The organism is Paenibacillus sp. FSL R5-0914 (assembly GCF_038004525.1).
Lineage (GTDB): Bacteria > Bacillota > Bacilli > Paenibacillales > Paenibacillaceae > Paenibacillus_AQ.
On sequence record NZ_JBBORH010000002.1, the window covers coordinates 1,111,561 to 1,127,189 of the forward strand.

Below are 15,629 nucleotides of genomic sequence, written 5' to 3' on the forward strand. Positions count from 1 at the left end.
AGTCTTGGACTGAATAGGAAAGTCCAGACTGTTTCTGCATTTTTTCGCTTAACGTTTCGAGATAGATTTTCTGCCAGCAGCAGGCCGTACAACTCGAAGACCTTTAATAGGAGAGGTACTCCGGCCAACATTCTTCTTTTTACCAGGAACTGCCGTGTTGACATTTAAAAACTTAGATTGACTTTGAATATTACTAGATACAATATTAACTGTATAATTTCTGAAGTTACCAATACTGATTTTTCTCAATCCTAGCCTTCTACAAAGCGGAGCATCACAGTAACCTGCGCCACCACAAAGTTTGAAAGCATTTTGCGGTAGAGTAAGATAGTTAACACCTGACCATACAAGACTCCTATCTGTAGATTCAGCATAGTAATATATCTCTCGATTGTTGACTGCCCCACTCAATACCTCTACCGTTTGACCTGGATTTATTGTGTACCAACCTACCGCTTCATACCAGCTGGGCCAAGGTATCAAGGGGTTAGAGCCCTGATTACAGCTTGCAGAGGAGTGATATGCGAAGGCAACATATACAGTTAAACTCGTATTGTTACGAAAACTAAGTCCCATTGCATTCAGCTCCCTTCTTGTTAATAGAATAAAGTATGCAGTTTAATAGGAGAAGGAAATGGACAGCAAGAGAAACAATTTCGAATCGATTGGGCTGCTCATGAGTAAACTGACGATTTGGATTTATGAAGTTCTAGCACTACTTATTACAGTTTTATTTCAACAATCGTACCAAGATGAATATCTAAAACAAAAGACTGATTAATTCTCTTGCGGTGTCCAGAAAGCCATTTTATGGCTGTTTAGGGCACCTTTCGTTTTTTATATAAGATTTAGGTAAACACCAAAATCCGTTTTTTCTTTGAATCTACTACAGAAAATGTGATGATACATAGTCTTGATATTCCTAAGGTTTATGAAGAAGATGAACGCATTTATGCTGTGTAGGGGGTTGCAGGCTTTGTCTATGATGCGGCTCTAACTGACTATGAATTTTCACATACAACAAAAGAAAAAAATATTTAAAGTAAGTAACTATGGCTTAATACATAAACAATTGCTGTCACATTTTGGGTCGAGCTCTTCGTTGTATAGAGTGAAAGGGGGGGAGACAGCTTGAATGATACGGAGTTAAGTCAGATCATTGCAGATGTGTTGGATGGGGACACAGAAAAATTCGAAAAAATCATGGAGGTTTATCAAAAACCGATTTTTCTCTACTGTTATCATATGCTGGGCAATTACGCCGAAGCCGAGGATAACGCACAGGAAGTATTTTTGAAGACATTCCGCACCTTGAAGAAATATACCCAATATCAAATAGATTTTGGCGCCTGGGTATACAAGATTGCCTACCATCAATGTATCGACATCATCCGTAAGCGAAAGTTGGTGAAATATTTGCCTTTCTTTTACCAGGATGAGAAAGAAAATAATGAAGTCGACTTGCATATTGAAGCCAACTATTTTGATGAATCCGTACATCAAGCCATGGCAAAATTATCGGCGGAAGAGCGTAATTTGTTAATCTTACGTTGTGTCGAGGATAAAAGCTACCAGGAGATCGGATTGATTCTCGGCAAAAACAGTGCCAGCCTTCGTAAAAAATACGAACGTGCATCTGCAAAATTTCGAAAGTATTATGCTCAAGTGAAGGGAGTGGGAGTGTATGAATATGGACAGGGATCGGGATTTGAAAAAACTGTTTGATGACCCGCGCATTCCCGACGCCGACTTGACAGGAAAAGTAATGAGAATATTACATGCTAAGCCAAAAGAAAAGGAGAGGTTTTTTATGAAATATAAAGTTGTTTTGACTGCGTGTGTAGGGATGATGTTAATGGCCTCCACAGGTTATGCGGCAGTTCAATATCATTCTTTGACGAATAAGGATGGCGAAGTCGTATATGAGACTAAATCGACGAAAGATTACGGAAAAACAGAATCGAAAGATGAGATAGAGCGTTACAAGGCATTTTATGAACTTAAGGATAAGGCGCTAAAGAACGGGGAAGCTGGGCTGTTCTATATGGTTGCCAATAATCCGAATCATGAAACAATTCTTGGAACGAAGGTGACTATCTTCCAAGATCTTTCTAAATTGAGAGATAAGATTACGGATAAATCCATTAAGATCGCAGACAAAGTCAATGGAAATTATACATTCCAAAAGGCGGACGTAATCTTTAAAAATGCTCAGGAAGTGAATCCTCCTTCTTCGGAAGAAAAAAAGAAAATGGCAGAAAAGCTGAGAAAGCAGGCGGAAGAATCCAATCAGGGATATGCCATGATGCCGGTTGAAATGACAGATCAGTTTTTCCTTCTCTTTGCTACGTATCAAAATGGCGAAGATAAAATCGGGGTTAATATCACTAATCTGAGTGGAAAGAGCGATCCTACAATGTATATTGACGAGAAGGTTGAATTTAAGCAGGAGAAGGTTCAAGTGAAGGGAGTAGAAATGCTGCATACAGAATTTGCTCCTTCGCAGACGCACGAGCTGAAATGGGTATACGAGAGCCCAGACAAAGAGGTGAAATACGCCTATACTTTACGTGGAGACATAAATAAAGTAAGCAAAGAAACCCTAATGAAACTTGCCGAAGGCTATTTGGAATAATAATTCTAAAACAACGGGAATCTTCTCCAAATCTAGTTGGGGTTGATCATAATCGGTTCTAAGCGCCCATTTAATTCCGTTGAACAATTCAAAAAAACGGCCGCTGTTCGCATCGTTTGCGACAGGGCCGTTTTTTGTTTTTCATAGGTTTGCTGTAAATTGCTATTCTTGCCAAACACTCATAGGGTCCCATGGCTTGATCTGATTGCCATATTTTCCAGCCAAAAAAGCTTTCATGTCTTCCAGCTTAGCAGGCACTTCGTTCCAAATTGGAAAGGGGGGTAACCCTCGTTTGCTTTTCAATAGGATATCCACTGTAACATACAAGCGTTCTGGCTGAATCCAATGAAGGAAGCGGGAAATATCAATTTGCTTGGTCAGGGACAAGGCATCAATTTCGTCATTGTAATGCTTGTTGAACTCGCTGATCAAGTTCAGGAGGTAGTCTCTCTGCTCCTTCACGAAGTCCAGGCCGCAGATGGCGCCATGTCCTGGAATAACGATTTCGGGTTTAATTTCATCAATAATGCGGTCAAGCACTTTAACCCAATTGTGGGTTCCCTCTTCGCTGTATGCCGTACACCCGTTAAACACAACATCGCCGGCGAACAGCACTTTTTCTTTAGGCATCCACAGCAGCAAGTCACTGTCAGAGTGGGCCGGAGCTACGTTGTAAATCATAACTTCCGTATCGCCAAGACGGATGTTGATATCGTCCTTTATCTCAATATTCGGGAGCACCCATTCTACGCCTTCCAGGTCGAATCCTTCAAATTCTGCTGCAAAAAACCGCTCGCCCGAAGTCGATTCCGGAGAATCCTTTCCTCTTCTGATGACGTTATCCATCCAGGCGATATTTTCGGTGAGACGCTCTCTGGACGCTTCCTTGTGCATAATAATGCAAGCATCTTCAAACACTTTGTTTCCCCAGGCATGATCACTGTTATAGTGCGAGTTCACCACATATGCGGGAGAGCCACCGTTACTTACTTCCTTAAAAGCCTCCCGCATTTCCCGTGCATGGAACAAATCGAAGAACGTGTCATACACCAGCCCTTCACCCTTGTTGATGAACCCGGCATTGGCCCAACTGATGCCGCGATACGGCGAAATACCGGCAAAGACGCCATCTGCGACTTCAAAAAATTTAACGCGAGGTTTTTGGATAATACGTCCATACTTCATGAAAATTCTCCTTTGCGTATATGTTTTTGGGGTAAAGCATGCCTTTATTATAGAGAGTGGAAAACATAATTGCAAGCATGTACTTGCATGCATTTGCTCCATGTAATATGATGTAACAGAACAACATCACACTACATGTATGGAGGCGCTGCAACATGAAGCTAGTAACCTTTCAAACCAAAATATCCCAGGAACCTTTGTTTGGGCTTGTAATTAACGAGAAATTTGTCGTGTCTTTTGCCGCAATCATGAAAAAGCAGGGAACATTCGTTGACAGTCTTGAAAGTATGGACAGCTATCTTCATTATTTGCCGGCAAGTTATGATGCCGCTAAGGAAATGATGCAATATGCTGTCGAACAGTTGCATCAATTCAATGAAAATGAAATCAGCCCGATTGCAGCGGTAAACCTGCTACCGCCGGTTCCGAATCCGGCTGCGCTTATCGATTTCGGGCTGACGCCAAGACATCTGAGAAATGCTGGCGTAAATCTGCTGCAAAGAGAATATACAGGGCCGGAAAGAGAAGAGCTTACACGTAAAATTTCCGAAAAATTCCAGCAAGATCTGAATAAAGTAACTTTCAGTTATTATAAGTGTAACCATAATGCATTAATTGGCGATGGGGATACGATTCATTGGCCTTCGTACTCTTCCTACCTGGATATCGAGCCGGAGCTGGCCTTTGTTACAGGGAAGGGGAACTGCATTGCAGGTTATGTTATTTTTAACGACAGTACTGTCCGCGATGTGCAGTGGCCGGATTTCCAGGCGATGACCGGACCGACGCGCTGCAAAGATTTCGATCGCAGCAAAGGAATAGGACCATTTCTGGTAACGCCGGATGAAATCGACAACCCGCTGGCACTGGATGTGGATGTACGCATCGGGGAGAGACTGCACTGGAAGGGAAGCACATCCGAGTATTCTGCACACCCTGCAAAAGTGATGGAGGAGGTTCTCAAAGTTTTCACGCCACTCCCGGGCACAATTATAGGAATGGGGACGATACCGGATTGCTGCGCAATCGAGACCGAAGAATGGCTGTTGCCCTCTGACCGAATCCAGATTACATTTGATAAATTAGGCACGCTCACGCAATTGGTGCCTGATCATGTCAAGATTACGGAACCAAGCCGCTGGGAAAAAAGAAGTGATTTGCCTTAAAAAAAACGTTTATCAAAATGATGAACCCCGACCCTGCTGCATATGCAAAACTTGTAGTAGAATAGGATTAACATATGCAAAAGGAGAAGTACAATGCAAACTTCAGACAGAATCATTGAAGCCGCGACACAGCTCATCAAAAAGAATGGCTATCGGGGAGTAAGCACCAAAGCCATTGCAACGGAAGCTAAAGTCAATGAATCTACGATTTTTCGGCAATTTGGAAGCAAGCAAGGCATATTGGAAGCCATCATTGAAAGACATTCGGATATCCCGCAATTTGAGAAGCTGTTAAAAGAGGACGCGACCGATAATCCGGAAGTTGATCTGCTGAATGTAAGCCAGCAGTACCGTTTGTTTTTCCATAAAAATGCGGACATCATTTTGATTGGCATCCGCGACAAAGGAATGCTTCCCGAATTAGACAGAGTGCTAGCCGATCCGCCGGCGAAGCTTCACTCCTTGCTGGTTGAATATTTTCAACGCTTGCAGAATAAAAAAGTTATAGCCAGACAGGATGAGCGCCTTGTCGCAATGTCTTTTCTCTCGATGTGCTACGGATTTCAGATGAGCGAGCTGATTCACCGGCAATATCAATCCCAACTCGTCACCGAGGAAGAGTTCTACAAGCACAGTGTCTCATTGTTTGTTAAAGGAATTTTGGCTCAGTCATAAGCACTATTGATTTATTTAATGAGAAGTCTAAACTTACGAGAACGGGCTGAGGCTGGAAACTCGGTGTTACTATCCATTCATCTAATGGAAGAGCATGCAGCGACGGTTGATGATGTGATGATTATTAAGCATGGAACAATCGTTGCAGATGGAACATTGGAGAAGTAAAAGGTAATCCTTCCACGCTGGAGGATGCCTTTTTTGCTCATGAATGTAGTTTTTAGTAATGGAAAATAAAATACGTGGATGCATTATATAAAAAACATGTCTCATTAAATTAAGCCCAATTTTTTCTAGGGCTTTTTTTGTTTGGGACCTCAGGATTGTATTTGGTCTATACTCAAACTTTCGAGTCAGAGTTATTGTACAGCTTTAAATCAAGACAATCATGCCTATTGTATTGGAATTATCCAAGGCTGTACTTACTTAAAATCTTATAAGAAATTCTTGAAATCACAGAAATTTATTGGGGTAGTGGGATGCTATTATACAAATATAAATAAAGACGAGGTGATGATATGCAAGCAAAATTGGCAGCGGACGCCATTCCCCTCACCAAAAAGCGAAATTCATGGATAAGAACGATAAAAAAGTATAAAGTGATGTACGCTCTCTTGTTCCCGGCATTACTTTACTTTGCCGTTTTCAAATACGTTCCTATGGCGGGAATCATTATTGCTTTTAAAAACTATAACCTAGCATTGGGACTATGGGATAGTCCATGGGTGGGATTTAGAAATTTTACAGATTTTATGAACGGCGTTTATTTCTGGGACATCATGAGAAATACGATAATCATATCGCTGTATAAGCTATTGTTCGGTTTCTCAGCTCCTATCATACTTGCTTTGCTGCTCAATGAAGTTTATACCCAATGGTTTAAGAAAATCGTACAAACGATCACTTATTTACCCCACTTTCTATCATGGGTCATTGTTTATGGAATGATGGTGGCATTATTAGCCCCAGGGGATGGTCTTTTTAACATGATTTTGAAGGAAGCTGGAGTTGAACCCATCTCATTCCTAACGGAACCTGCCTGGGGCAGACTGCTGATCATCTTATCTGAAATATGGAAGGATATTGGATGGGGAGCGATATTGTACCTTGCAGCATTAGCAGGAATCGATCCAAGCTTATATGAAGCAGCTAGAATTGATGGCGCTTCCAAATGGAGACAGCTATGGCATGTAACACTTCCCGGCATTCGAGGCGTGATGATTCTGATGCTGATCCTTAAATTAAGCCATATTCTGGATGCTGGTTTTGACCAAATATTCATGTTTGCCAACAGCTTTAATCAGGAGAAGATCGACATTATCGACACATGGGTATACCGTGAAGGGCTCGAGCGACTTAAGATTGGCTTGGCTACTGCTGTGGGATTGTTTAAAGCGGTCATCGGATTTGTTTTAGTGTTGGCAGCGAATAAGCTCGCCAAAAAATTCGATGGGCAAATTTGGTGAGGTGGTTATCAATATGATCAATTTGACAATCGGAGAAAAAGTCTGGCAAGCAGTCGTTTATTTTATTCTTATTTTGCTAGCTCTACTTTGCTTACTACCCTTTCTATATGTGGTTGCTGTTTCAGTGACGCCAGAATCGGAAGTGTTAAGAAGAGGAATTGTTATTATACCTGAAACCTTTACCTTTCTAGCCTATAAAGAAGTATTCATTTCTCATGGTATCGGGCAGGCGTATAAAATTACATTGTTTCGAACGATAGTAGGCACTGCTCTCAATGTGTTCTTTACGGTAATAGCGGCATATCCGTTATCCAAAAAATATTTGCCGGGTCGAAGCCCGTTTTTACTATTCATTGTCTTCACCATGATGTTTGGGGGAGGATTAATTCCGACTTATTTACTAGTCCGTTCTCTGGGATTGCTAAACAGTCCGTGGGTATTGATTATTCCCAATCTCATTAGTGCATTTAATCTGGTGATCATTAAAGGCTTTTTCGAGCAATTGCCTGCTGAAATCGAGGAATCAGCGAGGGTAGACGGTGCAAGTGAGCTTCAGTCGTTATGGCGGATCATTTTACCCCTGTCCTTGCCCGTCCTTTCCACAATTTCCTTATTTTACGCAGTCGGGCATTGGAATAGTTATTTCGATGCTATTGTTTATATCAATGATTCCAACTTAATGCCGCTTCAAGTGATCTTGCGCAACATCCTGCTTAACGTCGCAACCCAAAGTGCTGATTCGCTTGCCAATACCGGAGCTGTTAGTACGTTCGCTATACAAATGGCAGCAGTTGTCGTGACTACAGTTCCGATTTTGATCGTTTACCCATTTATGCAAAAGCATTTTACCAAAGGTGTACTCTTGGGATCTGTTAAAGGTTAAAAAGAAATTCCAACCTGAGTTGTTACGGGGAAACCGTGATAATATAGAAGCAAAGGAGAGGTCATTATGCAACGTAAAGCGATTACATTTGCTATTCTGACAGCAATGGTCGGTGTGGGAACGGTATTGTCAGGATGTGGGGACAAAAAAGAGGTTACATCGTCAGCTACGGGTAATTCACAAGGCCAGTCTAGTCCCTTTGAAAAAAAAATGAAAATTTCGATGTTTAACCAAGGCACTTTCAATGCTGCTGCTCCGATTCCTCCCCGTGAAGAAGATATCCAACGCCAAATGTTGGAGAAAGCAGTAAATATCGACTTGGAAATGATGATTCCTCAATCAGGTCAAGCAACGACTAAATTAAATACGCTCATTGCTGGAGGAGATATTCCAGATTTGATTTTCTTGAAGAGCCGGGCTGATCTTGCGCAATATTATGACCAAGGCGTTCTTGCGGATTTGACACCGTATCTGGATCAATTTCCTGAATTACAGAAACGTTTTAGCAACGACTCCTGGGAGGCGATGTCCTATCAAGGAAAAACCATTGGGGTTCCAGGTTATGATAATGTAAATGGTATCAGTCGAAGCTTCTTCATTCGAAATGATTGGCTGAAAAAGCTGAATATGGAAGTGCCAACGACACCTGACGAGTTATTCGAAGTTATGAAAGCCTTTACAGAGAAAGACCCGGACGGTAATGGCAAAAACGATACTTACGGATTCATAGGCGGCATGAATAAAGAAGGCAATCTGCAAACCTACGGCTTCGATAGTTTGATGTGGATGTTTGGCGTCAATCCTCCATCAGCCATTGATGTGAAAGACAATGAACCGGTGTTCTTGTATACCGACCCAAAAATGAAAGAGGCGCTCGCTTATATCAATAAAATGATGGAAGCCAAAGTTGTAGATCCAGACTGGGTGACAATGAATACTCCCGATTTGTTGGACCAAAAGTTATTTAAGGGTAAAGTTGGCTTCATGATAAGAGATGCACGCAGGCTGGAACCGGATTATCAGCAGAAAATGAAAGAAATCAGTGGAGAGGTGCCGGAATGGATCGTCATTCCTCCAATGATAGGTCCTTATGGTGATCAAATTGTAGAGAGAAAATCGTTCCAAGGCAATTCATGGGCCATATCCAAGAAAGCGGATAAGGACAAAATCATTCGGATCTTGTCCATGCTGAATTATCTCTTTACGGACAAAGATGCATATCCGAATTTTGCATACGGAATTAAAGGAATTCATTGGGATTTAGTGGACGGCAAGATCAAAAATAAAACCTCCGAATTATCAAAGGAAATGAAAGAAAAGTACCTATGGGTTGACCATTATAGAATGCCGCGTCGTGGTGATGATGCTGAGTACTTCAGCTTCCAGAATCCTAAGACGGCAGAAGCTTTTGAGAACAATCAGAAATACGTGGCGCCTACTTTGCCCGGGAATTTATTGACTGAAGACCCGAACGATACATTGGCAGCTGACCGCCAACGTTTCATTAATGAAAGTTTGGTCAAATTTATGACCGGAAAAGATCCTCTTTCTAACTGGGAGAATTTTCTCAATACGTTGGATACCAAGTTTGACATGCAGAAATATAAGGACACAGTAATCAAGCAATTTAAAGAAGCGGGCTTAATTAAGTAAATCAAGTAGAAACGGCTTCGCCGTCCTTTTAAAGGACGGTACCGTTTCAGCGAGAAAGATAAGGAACATTTATGCGCGAAGCATATAAATTCTTATCTTTTAAATAAAGAGAGAGGCTATAAATAGCCCCTCTCTTTATTGAAATATAAGAAAGTATAAGTTTTACTTTATACTTTATCCTTCTATTTTTCGAAGAAACGCTTATCGTCCTTAAAAAGGACGCCGAAGGCGTTTCTTCTTATCATATGCTATTATTTGTTTAATACAGATTTAAAAGGAAGATGATAGATGCGAAGAAGAATAAGCTTGCCTTTAAAATTATTTTTTATCGTGTTTGCATTTGTATTAAGCTGCATAATCTTGATAAGTCAATTGTCTTACCACTATGTCCAAAAGGAAATAAGAAAAACTGACATTTATTACACCAACCAAATACTAGACAAGGTAGATCAGTATTTCACAGTTAATTTTTCCTCCTTCCAGACGATCCTGTTCTCGGTCGAAACATCGGTGAAAGCCAACATTGACAATACAGAAGTGATTAAAAAGCAATTAAGAGAGCTGTATGAACTCAACAGTAATTACGTCAGTAATATTTATTTGATCAAAAGCGATTTATCCATTCTAGGCGGGAGTACACCTACCCGAATATTCGATGAACCTTTAGCTGAAAGAGAACCTTTGTTTGATGCGGCTGACAAGAACAGAAGGACTACATTTGTCAGTGATCCTTACAAATCTAAATATTCCGGCTGGACAGTTACGATGGTTCGATATCTGAACAGTGCTCCGTTTCCTATGGCCATTGCGGTAGATTTGGATCTAAATGCCATTGAAGAAACCTTGTTCAAGATTAATAAAAAAGAACAAATGGATTTGGCTCTAATCACCGCATCGGGAAAAATCATTGCCGGATTTTCGGAAAATAAAGGACCCATGAATATTCAAGATCATACTTTTTCAATCGGTGAAACGTCAGCGGAACAAATTCTGGATACTACAGAAACAAACCTTCAACTACATACCAAGGATGGTATTCCAGTCTCCCTTCTGAAAAAACCGACGGAGAAATTCAACTGGACCATCATCTCGATCAACGATGAATCACGCTTGAAAGCTGCTTTGTCCAGATTGGAAACCTATTATATCGGGCTTCTAGCTGCAGGTCTTCTTTTAAGTCTGTTCATTTCCTTTTTTATTGCCAAATATATAAGGACCCCTCTCTATGCGCTCAAAACAAAAATGAAGCGGGTGGAGCAAGGCCTCCTCACAACTACAATATCGATTAACCGAAACGATGAGTTTGGAGATCTCTCCCGAGCATTCGATCGTATGCTTCAGCAAATTGTGGAACTGATACGGGGAGCAGAGCTACATAATGAACTTGAGCGGAAGCTGGAAATCCAAGTGCTTCAGTCTCAAATAAACCCTCATTTTCTGTATAACACGCTTGGTTCTATCAGCAATGTCATACGACTCGGACAAATAGAGAAAGTAGATGTGGTGATCGAGTCTCTCATTTCAATATTGGAATATGGGATAGCTGATGCTTCGGAGAAGGTATCACTGCGTCAGGAATTACAAAATGTATCGGACTATATCTCGATCCAGAACATCCGCTATAACAGGAACTTCCACTTGATTGAAAATATCGAAGCAGATTTAATAGATTTCCCAGTTTTTCGAATGCTGCTGCAGCCCCTTGTGGAGAATAGTATCTTCCATGGTTATAACGGAGGGGGGATCGAAGGCCCTATTACTATTCATGCGTACAGGGAGGGCGGCATCGTCATCATAGAAGTAGTTGATCTAGGCGAGGGAATTCCAACTGATAAAATAAAGCATATTTTGATTTCAGAACCGAGTGATGTGGAATTGAAAAGGAAAAGAATCGGGTTGAATAATATTCATGACCGAATAAAACTTCACTACGGAGAACAATTCGGGCTTCAAATCATAAGCATACCTAAGGAAATAACCCGTGTTCAAGCCTTATTCCCAGCAGGCTCGTTTAAAGGAGATGCATGATGGTGAGAGACTACACCTGCTTCATTGTTGACGATGAAGATCTAATCATTCAGAGATTGGAATTGTTTTTTAACGAGCTCTCCCAAAGGGATAAGCGATTTCTTTTAGTGGGAAAAGCAAAAAATGGTCTGGAGGGGATAGAGGAGATAGAGAAGCTTAAGCCGGATATCGTGATATCTGATATCGTTATGCCGCGAATGGATGGAATTTCCATGATTGAGCAGCTAAAACCAAAGCTTCCCCATACCCAATACATTCTTTTGACCGCTTATTCATCCTTTGAATACGCCCAGAGAGCTATTCAAGCCAACGTCTTGGAGTACATTGTTAAGGTTCCGCTCAGGGAAAAGGATTTAGATCGTGCTTTAGATAAGGCAGCCGGGATTTTAAATGAGGTTAAGAAAAAAGAAGCGGAATTTCAATCGTTAAACGTATCCGTACTTGAAAATAAATATAGAGTCCGCAAGCAATTTTTTAACGAGCTTATCAGAGGCGAAATTCCTTCTCATCGGGCATCGGATTTTGCCAATCGCATGCAATTCCATTTCTTTCAAGCCAACTATTGCTGCTTCATTGTTGAAATGAATCTGTATGAAAGTTTCCGAAACGATTATTCAGCGTCTGATCAAAACATCTTGAAATATGCGATTACGAATATAATTGAAGAAACTGTGGTGAACGGTGGCAGAGGTGTAGCTGCGGATCTATCCGATAATCGTTTTATTGGCTTTCTTTCCTGGGAAAATAATCGCAGCGATATGGACACGGAATATGCTTGCCATTCATTGGGCAGTCAGATCGTCTCCCATATACATCAATATTTGAATCAAAGGGTATCCGTAGCTTTTGGAGGTCCGCACCGAGGTTGGGAATCCATCAAACAAGCTTACATGGAAGCTAATAACGTGAGTGAGGATTTCTATTATCATGAAGAGAAAGTAGTCAAAACACCCATGCATCGGTTCCATTACCGTAATGACAAAAAGGAGGACTTTCAGCTGAAACTGGCTGATTTTCTCACATGGATACAAAGAAAAGTTTCCAAGGAAGCGCTGGAGAAAGAACTCTCTGCTTTAAACCAATTTGTGACAGATTATAAAATTCATAAGTCCATCATGGCACCTATGCTTCAAGGCTTGTACAGAGACATTACTGCGAAATTTAAATCGGGGAACTCGTTGACCACGGATGCATCAGAGTTTCCCATAAAATTCATGACATTTCGGGAGCAGCTTGCCTATATTGGCGACTTCACATTCGAATATGTACACGCTGGCCAACTTTTACATCGTATAGAAATCATGAGTGCTATGCGGTTTATAGAGAAAAACCTGAAACAGAGATTAACGCTGGAGGCTATTTCCGAGGAAGTGAATTTAGCTCCATCTTATTTTAGCAGCTTATTCAAAAAAACAATGAACGAGGGCGTTATCAGCTACATCAACCGCAAAAAAATTCACTTAGCTCTCGAGCTGTTAAATGTTCAGGATTATTCTTTATTGGAATTGTGTGAGGAAGTAGGAATTGTGAATGAAGGTTATTTTTGTAAACTATTTAAAGAATATACGGGTGATACGCCTAAGCAATATCGGATAAAAATGACACGGTATGAATCCAAATAAGGTTGCAAAAAATGTATAAATTTCTCGTGAAATCATGTAAAAAAAAGAGCATCAAAAGGCTTACCATGATAGAAGGATCTAATCATGGAGGTTATCAAAATGGAGCTTATTAAAGCAGATGTAACCGTCGTAGGCGGAGGTATTGCTGGGATATGCGCTGCCATTGCTGCCGCACGCCAAGGGCTGCAGGTTTCACTTATTAATGATCGGCCGGTTCTTGGAGGAAATGCGAGCAGCGAGGTCCGGGTTCATATCAACGGGTCAGCATATCTCGGAAACAGTCCATCCTATTATGCACGCGAGGGCGGATTGGTGGAAGAACTCAAGTTGAAGATTTTTCACTATAATCCGTTATACAACAAGAAGCTTATGCTTTCGCTTTCGGATACGGTCTTGTTGGATATGGTTTATGCTGAGCCTAACATTTCTCTGTTTCTGAATACATGCGTGCATGAAACGGGCATAGAGAACGGTAGAATTAAATGGGTGGAGGGCCTTCAATTGGCTTCCGAAAGAAAATTTCGTTTCGAAAGCCGAACCTACATCGATTGCTCCGGAGATGGAGTTGTCGGATATCAAGCAGGTGCTCTCTTCCGCTGGGGGAGAGAAGCGAAGCATGAATACATGGAAGAATTGGCTCCTGAAGTGGCGGACCATTACACCATGGGCGATACGATCCTGTTTCAAGCCCGTGACGTAGAATATTCCGTTCCATTCAAAAGACCTGGCTTTGCGTATGATATTACGAAGTTGGCTTTTTTCGATAGTATCAGAAAAGGCTTAAACCATCGGGCTTTACCAAGAAAAATCAATGGGCTTGGCGGATTGTGGTGGCTAGAATATGGTGGACATATGGATATTATCAAGAATAATGAAGACATCGCATTGGAACTGCGGAAATTGGTGTACGGGATTTGGGATTATATCAAAAATAGCGGCGAATTTGATGATGTAGACAATCTCATCTTGGATTATGTATGCCCGATTCCTGGAAAGCGGGAGTCGAGGCGGTTCATAGGGGACCACATGTTGTCTCAGAACGATCTTACAGCAAAGCCGCATTTCGAAGATGCTGTATCCGTCGGTGGATGGTATATGGATTTACATGCGAATAAGGGCATCTACGATGAGGGGCCAGCTACAGCATGGAATTTCGTGCCAGGATTGTACAATATCCCTTTCCGCAGTTTATATTCACGAAATATTCCTAATCTCATGTTTGCTGGTCGCAACATAAGTGCTACCCATGTGGCTTTCGGATCTACTAGGGTAATGGCAACCTGCGGTTGTATGGGGCAGGCGGTTGGAACGGCTGCTTCGTTATGCTTGAAATATGAGATAGACCCCGCGGCCATAGTCGAATCTCATATGGAGGAGCTGCAGGCGCTGCTGCTTCGAGATGGCCAAACGATAGTAGGGCTTCAAGAGGAATTGAATCCTTACTTGGCTGATGGATTAACTATTCGTGCCTCGTCTCAGCGCAGCTATGATAATCTTCATCCAACTGAAGAGATTCCCTTGGAGAAAGGGTTATGTTTGGTCTTGCCGATTCAGACATCCGTGGCTGAAAGTGTACGGATCAAAATTAAAAATAGGTCCGAGCATTCGGAAACTTTGCATGTAAAGCTGTTTGGCGGAGAACGGAAGGAAAACTACATTCCCACCAGCGAGTTGAAAGATTACCGCTTGGTTATTGCAGCCGGTCATGACGACTGGATTACGCTAAACTTGGGCTGCGAGAAACCGGCTGATGACAAAATCTACATCGTATTGGAAGGTACGGCGAGCCTTGCCGTCTACGGCAATGAAGAAAAAATAACAGGAGCGGTCAGCTTCCATTATAGGCCGGAAGAGCCGTCCAGGCTGAAGAAATTCAATAAGAGCATTTGCTTCAAGGATCTGTTACCGTCCCAGAGTATGTATAATCCCGAGAATGTCGTCAACGGCTTCTCCAGACCTTATGGTCTACCGAACGGCTGGATTTCTGAACGTACGGAAGAACAGGAATGGTTGGAATTCTGTTTTGCAAGCCCCAAAAATGTAGACGAAATCCATCTTGTTTTCAATTCACAGTTGGATTTGGAGCATTTCAACGACCCGATCGAGTCCCTTATCCAAGATTATGATATGACCTTGACCTTAGAAGACGGAACCGAGAGGACAATCATAACTCGTGGGAATTATCTCACGTTGAATAAACATAAGGTGGATGCGAAACGTGTAACCCGAATCCGGATTAATTTCTGCGCAACGTATGGTTCGCCTTATTTTGAAGTGTTTGCAGTAAAATTGTTTGCTCCTAAAATTGATAAATGA

Annotated in this window: 14 protein-coding genes; 12 read left to right on the plus strand and 2 right to left on the minus strand. The window is 41.6% G+C overall.

The features are described from left to right. Window positions 1-48: 48 nt before the first annotated feature. Window positions 49-576, minus strand: a complete 528-nt coding sequence (locus MKX60_RS21045; RefSeq protein ID WP_341060864.1) for a DUF1036 domain-containing protein — start codon at window positions 574-576, stop codon at window positions 49-51. A gap of 58 nt (window positions 577-634) precedes the next feature. Between MKX60_RS21045 and MKX60_RS21050 the strand changes: the two genes are divergently transcribed. From MKX60_RS21050 to MKX60_RS21060, 3 genes are all read left to right on the plus strand, one after another. Next, the gene (locus MKX60_RS21050; protein ID WP_179085726.1) at window positions 635-781 is read left to right on the plus strand and encodes a hypothetical protein; all 147 of its coding nucleotides are present in this window, start codon (window positions 635-637) and stop codon (window positions 779-781) included. Window positions 782-1,131: 350 nt separating this feature from the next. Beyond that, window positions 1,132-1,725: an RNA polymerase sigma factor gene (locus tag MKX60_RS21055; RefSeq protein WP_042188431.1), complete on the plus strand. Its 594-nt coding sequence runs from the start codon at window positions 1,132-1,134 to the stop codon at window positions 1,723-1,725. 85 nt (window positions 1,726-1,810) lie between these two features. Continuing rightward, window positions 1,811-2,635 (plus strand): hypothetical protein, encoded by an 825-nt coding sequence (locus MKX60_RS21060; RefSeq protein ID WP_341060866.1) that lies wholly within the window; start codon window positions 1,811-1,813, stop codon window positions 2,633-2,635. Window positions 2,636-2,797: 162 nt separating this feature from the next. Here the strand turns inward: MKX60_RS21060 and MKX60_RS21065 are convergent, their stop codons facing one another. Further along, window positions 2,798-3,820, minus strand: coding sequence for an MBL fold metallo-hydrolase (locus MKX60_RS21065; protein ID WP_076299837.1), 1,023 nt, complete (start codon window positions 3,818-3,820; stop codon window positions 2,798-2,800). Between the two features lie 155 nt (window positions 3,821-3,975). Between MKX60_RS21065 and MKX60_RS21070 the strand changes: the two genes are divergently transcribed. The 9 genes from MKX60_RS21070 to MKX60_RS21110 all read left to right on the plus strand — a co-directional run bounded on the left by MKX60_RS21070 (window position 3,976) and on the right by MKX60_RS21110 (window position 15,629). Continuing rightward, window positions 3,976-4,986, plus strand: coding sequence for a fumarylacetoacetate hydrolase family protein (locus tag MKX60_RS21070; protein ID WP_340969691.1), 1,011 nt, complete (start codon window positions 3,976-3,978; stop codon window positions 4,984-4,986). A gap of 93 nt (window positions 4,987-5,079) precedes the next feature. Next, on the plus strand, window positions 5,080-5,661 hold the full coding sequence (locus MKX60_RS21075) for a TetR/AcrR family transcriptional regulator (protein WP_076299839.1): 582 nt from the start codon (window positions 5,080-5,082) through the stop codon (window positions 5,659-5,661). 18 nt (window positions 5,662-5,679) lie between these two features. Then, window positions 5,680-5,829, plus strand: a complete 150-nt coding sequence (locus MKX60_RS21080) for a hypothetical protein (RefSeq protein WP_231573272.1) — start codon at window positions 5,680-5,682, stop codon at window positions 5,827-5,829. Between the two features lie 350 nt (window positions 5,830-6,179). Further along, the gene (locus MKX60_RS21085; protein WP_042188436.1) at window positions 6,180-7,127 is read left to right on the plus strand and encodes an ABC transporter permease; all 948 of its coding nucleotides are present in this window, start codon (window positions 6,180-6,182) and stop codon (window positions 7,125-7,127) included. A 13-nt stretch (window positions 7,128-7,140) separates the two neighbouring features. Beyond that, on the plus strand, window positions 7,141-8,010 hold the full coding sequence (locus MKX60_RS21090) for a carbohydrate ABC transporter permease (RefSeq protein WP_313636918.1): 870 nt from the start codon (window positions 7,141-7,143) through the stop codon (window positions 8,008-8,010). Between the two features lie 66 nt (window positions 8,011-8,076). Further along, window positions 8,077-9,663: an extracellular solute-binding protein gene (locus MKX60_RS21095; protein ID WP_341060867.1), complete on the plus strand. Its 1,587-nt coding sequence runs from the start codon at window positions 8,077-8,079 to the stop codon at window positions 9,661-9,663. Between the two features lie 288 nt (window positions 9,664-9,951). Continuing rightward, window positions 9,952-11,691, plus strand: a complete 1,740-nt coding sequence (locus MKX60_RS21100) for a sensor histidine kinase (RefSeq protein ID WP_341060868.1) — start codon at window positions 9,952-9,954, stop codon at window positions 11,689-11,691. Beyond that, the gene (locus MKX60_RS21105; protein ID WP_341060869.1) at window positions 11,688-13,313 is read left to right on the plus strand and encodes a response regulator transcription factor; all 1,626 of its coding nucleotides are present in this window, start codon (window positions 11,688-11,690) and stop codon (window positions 13,311-13,313) included. Before MKX60_RS21100 ends, MKX60_RS21105 begins: the two co-directional genes overlap by 4 nt. Before the next feature lie 99 nt (window positions 13,314-13,412). After that, a complete protein-coding gene (locus tag MKX60_RS21110) occupies window positions 13,413-15,629 on the plus strand; it encodes an FAD-dependent oxidoreductase (RefSeq protein WP_341060870.1) in 2,217 nt (738 codons plus the stop codon).

What these genes read in the sequence shown, in the direction of transcription:
- MKX60_RS21045 (WP_341060864.1), bottom strand. Translation starts at nt 576, where the DNA reads ATGGGACTTAGTTTTCGTAACAATACGAGTTTAACTGTATATGTTGCC.
- MKX60_RS21050 (WP_179085726.1), top strand. Translation starts at nt 635, where the DNA reads ATGGACAGCAAGAGAAACAATTTCGAATCGATTGGGCTGCTCATGAGT.
- MKX60_RS21060 (WP_341060866.1), top strand. Translation starts at nt 1,811, where the DNA reads ATGAAATATAAAGTTGTTTTGACTGCGTGTGTAGGGATGATGTTAATG.
- MKX60_RS21065 (WP_076299837.1), bottom strand. Translation starts at nt 3,820, where the DNA reads ATGAAGTATGGACGTATTATCCAAAAACCTCGCGTTAAATTTTTTGAA.
- MKX60_RS21070 (WP_340969691.1), top strand. Translation starts at nt 3,976, where the DNA reads ATGAAGCTAGTAACCTTTCAAACCAAAATATCCCAGGAACCTTTGTTT.
- MKX60_RS21075 (WP_076299839.1), top strand. Translation starts at nt 5,080, where the DNA reads ATGCAAACTTCAGACAGAATCATTGAAGCCGCGACACAGCTCATCAAA.
- MKX60_RS21080 (WP_231573272.1), top strand. Translation starts at nt 5,680, where the DNA reads ATGAGAAGTCTAAACTTACGAGAACGGGCTGAGGCTGGAAACTCGGTG.
- MKX60_RS21085 (WP_042188436.1), top strand. Translation starts at nt 6,180, where the DNA reads ATGCAAGCAAAATTGGCAGCGGACGCCATTCCCCTCACCAAAAAGCGA.
- MKX60_RS21090 (WP_313636918.1), top strand. Translation starts at nt 7,141, where the DNA reads ATGATCAATTTGACAATCGGAGAAAAAGTCTGGCAAGCAGTCGTTTAT.
- MKX60_RS21095 (WP_341060867.1), top strand. Translation starts at nt 8,077, where the DNA reads ATGCAACGTAAAGCGATTACATTTGCTATTCTGACAGCAATGGTCGGT.
- MKX60_RS21100 (WP_341060868.1), top strand. Translation starts at nt 9,952, where the DNA reads ATGCGAAGAAGAATAAGCTTGCCTTTAAAATTATTTTTTATCGTGTTT.
- MKX60_RS21105 (WP_341060869.1), top strand. Translation starts at nt 11,688, where the DNA reads ATGATGGTGAGAGACTACACCTGCTTCATTGTTGACGATGAAGATCTA.
- MKX60_RS21110 (WP_341060870.1), top strand. Translation starts at nt 13,413, where the DNA reads ATGGAGCTTATTAAAGCAGATGTAACCGTCGTAGGCGGAGGTATTGCT.